This is a genomic window from Neisseria weixii, assembly GCF_042658245.1.
In the GTDB taxonomy this organism is placed as follows: domain Bacteria; phylum Pseudomonadota; class Gammaproteobacteria; order Burkholderiales; family Neisseriaceae; genus Neisseria; species Neisseria weixii.
Genome location: NZ_JBHSPY010000059.1, coordinates 1 through 4,556, shown reverse-complemented (window position 1 = coordinate 4,556; position 4,556 = coordinate 1). Strand labels below are relative to the sequence as shown.

General features: G+C 55.8%; 3 protein-coding genes. All 3 read left to right on the top strand.

Annotation, left to right across the window (positions count from 1 at the left end; all coding sequences use genetic code 11):
- Nucleotides 1-69 precede the first annotated feature (69 nt).
- The 3 genes from ACFPVS_RS13445 (at nt 70) to ACFPVS_RS13435 (ending at nt 4,457) form a co-directional block, all read left to right on the top strand.
- On the top strand, nt 70-3,213 hold the full coding sequence (locus tag ACFPVS_RS13445) for a hypothetical protein (RefSeq protein ID WP_096295119.1): 3,144 nt from the start codon (nt 70-72) through the stop codon (nt 3,211-3,213).
- Nucleotides 3,214-3,394: 181 nt separating this feature from the next.
- Nucleotides 3,395-3,592, top strand: coding sequence for a Com family DNA-binding transcriptional regulator (locus ACFPVS_RS13440; RefSeq protein WP_089036638.1), 198 nt, complete (start codon nt 3,395-3,397; stop codon nt 3,590-3,592).
- A gap of 94 nt (nt 3,593-3,686) precedes the next feature.
- Complete coding sequence (locus ACFPVS_RS13435) at nt 3,687-4,457, top strand: DNA adenine methylase (RefSeq protein ID WP_198345350.1); 771 nt, start codon at nt 3,687-3,689, stop codon at nt 4,455-4,457.
- Nucleotides 4,458-4,556: the final 99 nt, after the last annotated feature.

Below are 4,556 nucleotides of genomic sequence, written 5' to 3'. Positions count from 1 at the left end.
CATTGAAATTGTCTGCGGCGACGAAGGGCCGACCACCGTCATCGGTGGAAAAGTGATGAGGATTTACTGATGAACCCGATTGTCAGACCCGGCCAAGTGGCCAGCGTGAAAATCAAAGACCTGCGTAAAAGCAAAGCGCATACGAGCCTTTATCAGGAATGGCTGAAACAGGGCAACAGCGGCAGCTTTGATAACTTTATGGCTGCCCTGCGCCCGCCTGCAGACGAGGCATGGGTACGGCGCATTGTGGAAAACGTCCTCTCAGCACGTGCATCGGCGGTGTTGCCCGACCCCGACACCGTGCCTGTCGCACCACCGGCCGCCGACCCTGCGCCGACTGTGCCGCCCGCAGCGGCATTAAACCGCAAAGAAATTGAAGAAATCGTGCGCGGGCTGATGCCTGCAGCCCAAGCCGCCGCCAGTATCGCCGATCAAATCAAAGGCCTGATGGATGCGGCCGATTTTGAGTTTTCAGACGGCCTGAAAATCAAGCCCGGCCGTGCATTGAGCGTGCAGGAATTTAACGACTGGAAAGCCACGGTAACGGCCGGCCAAACCGTGGTGCAGGCCGCCGGCCAAGTTTTGGTGCTTAATGACTGGTTCGCGCCCGAAATGCAGGCCGATGTGCTGCTGCGCAAACCGCAGATGCAGCACAGCCGCGCGATTTACGACATTCTCAAAGAACGCCTGAAACCGGGCATGAAGGTGCGGATGTTCGGCAACTTCAATATGGCCAAACTCTCAGGCATCGAACCCGAACTGTGGGGCGAAGACGGCCGCACCGCCGCACCTGCCTTGGCCGCCGGCATTAACGGCTGCCAGCCGACCATGATTTTGCGTTTCGACAACAACGACATTGATTTTTCCCAATGCCGCTTCATCGTACAAAACATGATGACCGACGGCTATGCGGTGGCAGGCTACAAAGGCCACAACCGCTTCAAGCCCGGCCAGTGGATTACCAAAACGGTGGACGAACACGACCCCGACCGCCGTGCCGCGCAGGATTGGACGGCATTGGGCGGTAAAAACGGCGTATTCCCGCCGATTGACGGCACCACCGGTTTTGCCGCCAAAGGCTATGCCGACGCAGGCTTCAACAGCACCAACTGCCATGCCGACTGCGGCAACTACCGCAGCAATTCGCTCGACACAAGCGGCCTGACCACCGGCGGCTACGGCGGCCGATTCCCTCAGGCAGACGGCAGCACAGCCGCCACTTGGGGCACATGGAAAGACGGCGGCCTGATCGGCAACATGGGTTCGGGCGGCATTATTTTCCAAACCCCTGAAGTCGGCAAAGCCGAACGCGAAACCGCCTCCGTCGTGGTGGAAGGCCATTATGCGCGCGGCTTTATCACCTACGGCATCGAGGTGGGCATCCATGCCAAGCCCAACGGCGATTCGTTCAGGAGCCTTGAAGAAATTTGGGAATATGTGCCGCAAAACGTATGGCTGATTCATACGCAGGTAGAGGATTGTTATGAGGGCGGCCTGCAGGCCAACCGCTTTGTCAACCTGTGGGAGCTGTATTCTCGCTGCTATCGAATGGGCCACCCCGACAGCGGTTTTACCTACCATAAGCCCAACCACCCGCAGTCGGCCACCATCAACGACCCCGGTTACGGCTCGTCCAGCCGTCGCGAAACTCCGCAAATCAACCGCTACATCATCGGCTGCTGGTATATCGACTGCGCCCGCAAAGGCATCGATGCCCACAAACTGGCAGGCCTGTTTGTCGCCAAAGTACGGATTAAATCTAAGATTTGGGGCATTCAAATCTGTTGCGACGAGATTTACACCAAGGCATACGGAGACCGCCAAGAGGCTTATCTGGCCAGTCAGGTTACGATTCGCGACAGTGAGATTTTCGCCGGCATCAAGGGTTTGGACTTTACCAACGGCAGCTTCTCCAGCCGCATTCACACCAATCCTGCCAAACAGCGCCTGTATGAAATGCGCTTCAATGTTATGGCCGAAAACCTGCAAATCTTCGCGCCCATCGGCGTGTTCGACAATTACTCGCGCGGCGGCTACACCTTGCGTAACGTAAGCTGCACCTGCGCTTACCCCTATGGCAAGCTTCCGCATTTCAATCCGGCATCCTCGCGCGGCTTCTGGCTGGGCGCGCAAGACCCTGCAGGTCGCGGCATTCCGTTCAATATCCGGCTGGAGGGCTGCACAGCGCAAAACTCGCCGAGCGGCAACTATGCCGATGCGTTCATGCTCCAGCCAGCCAACCTTTTGCCCCTGCGCGACTGCATCGCCGACATCACGCCGTTTATCAGCGACAGTGTGATGCCCAACAAATACCTGCGCGGACGCGATGTGGTGCGCAGCGGCATCAAAACCGTGCCGTTTGCCGTGCCTTCGGTGGCAGGTGTGAAAGTGCAAAACGCCCAGTTCGACAACTGTGTTGCTGTAGACAAAACCAGCGGCGAGCCGGTGGTGGCACGTTTCGAGTATCGCGATGAGCCTGCTGCGGCAGTCGTTGCCCCGCCTGATCCAGCCATCACGGCCACCGCTGCTACAACACAAACTGAACCGGTTTCACCCGGCCCGGCAGAGCCCAAAGCATTGCCGCAGGTGCTGCGTTTCGGCATGGCTGCTGCAACATCAACGATGGTGCAGGATGACAGCGGCGCTGTAACCATTGAGATGGCGGGCAGCCATCCGCCTGCGAACTGGTCGGATATGGCCGATGTGTCAGGTGATATTAAATTCATCAAAGGCCGTCTTAAAGACCGCGTCTCCTCTACTGCCGGTGTGTATCCGCGTATAAGAGTTGACCTTGACCGCGTGAAAGACAGCACGATTGTTATGCCTGTGCGTATCCACAGCGTCGGACGCAGTGCAGCCGTTATTTCTTTAGCCGCCACGCCTTACAAAGATGATGCGACCAGCCTAGGATTTATTGTTGATAAAAAAGCCGATACCAATCAATTGGCTATCCGCAATATGTCACGCTACAAAGTAGAGGTAAACGGAGAGGTTAATAACGCCGAGACCCGCTTGGATTACGGTCAATGGGCAATTTTGGTCTACAAGGGCAAAATCGGCGGAGAATACCTCAACCTCGGTACACGCCACGACGGCAACGGCCAGCTTGATGCCGATTACGGCGCAGGCTTGACGGTTTTCCGTAACCACACGCCGAACCCGGACGATTTGGCCGCATTAATTAATGAATTGAAAGGACAATACGGTATCTGACAAACATAAAAAAGGCTGTCTGAAAACGGTTTTCAGACAGCCTTTAGAAAGATTAAGACGGCGGCGCACCGGTGCGGGAACACCGATACGCCGGCCTAGCAGGGATAGTCTGCATTAGCCAAAGCCGCCACCTCGCGAGGCAGCGGTATTTTATCACTAATGCATAGGAAATACCCGAAAAATGAAACACCGTTACAAAAACCGCTGCGAATGCAGCAACTGTTGCAAACTGTTGGCCGTCGGCACAGGCGACTTTGAAATCAAATGCCCACGCTGCAAGACAGTCAACCGGTTTGGTTCTTTAACAACTCAGAATGCCGCCGAGCATCCGAATCCGAAAGGAAACAATGGATGCTCAAACCTTTTTCAGACGGCCTGAACCCACCGTCGGCAGCCTGTTCGCAGGCATCGGCGGATTCAACCTCGGCTTCGAGTACCGCGAGTGCCTTTTACTCTCTATATAAGGAGTCAAAATGACACCCAAACCGCAACCGCTCGTACCGTGGATGGGCGGCAAACGCCGCTTGGCCAAACACCTGCTGCCCATGTTTCCCGAGCACCAATGCTATGTGGAGCTTTTCTCCGGCGGCGCGGCCCTGTTTTTCCTGCGGCCACAACCGGCAAAATGCGAAGTGCTCAACGACCTCAACGGCCAACTCATCAACCTTTACCGAGTGGTGCAGCACCACTTCGACGAGTTTGTGAAGCAGTTTGAGTGGACGCTGACCAGCCGCGAAGTGTTCGCCCGCCTGCAATCCACGCCGCCTGATGTGATGACCGACATCCAACGCGCCGCACGCTTCTTTTACCTGCAACACACCGCTTTCGGCGGCAAAACGGTTGACCAACACTTCGGCACGGCCACCACCGGACGCGGTTTTACCGCCGCCGACATCGCAGGCCGTTTGAAAGCCGCGCAGCAAAGGCTGAACGGCGTATTCGTCGAAAACGAGCCGTGGGAAAAATGCTTCAAACGCTACGACCGCGAGCATACCTTTTTCTACGCCGACCCGCCGTACTGGCAGCTTGCAGGCTACGACAGAGCCTTCGATTGGGCGCAGTACGAACTGCTGGCCAAGATGATGGCAGAGTGCAAAGGCAAGGTCATGCTTTCCATAAACGACCATCCGGACATTCGGGAGCTGTTCAAAGACTTCCGTATTCATCGGCTGGAGTTGGCTTACTCGGTTGCCCGCGACAAAACGCAAAAGACCAGCGGCGAGCTGGTCATCTGCAATTGGTAGATAAAAAAGCAAGGGCAATTCCAAACTGCTCTTGCTTTTTTGTAACAGATTTTCATTGAGTGTAATAAAATATATTTTCTATTTTCTCAAAATCCAGCG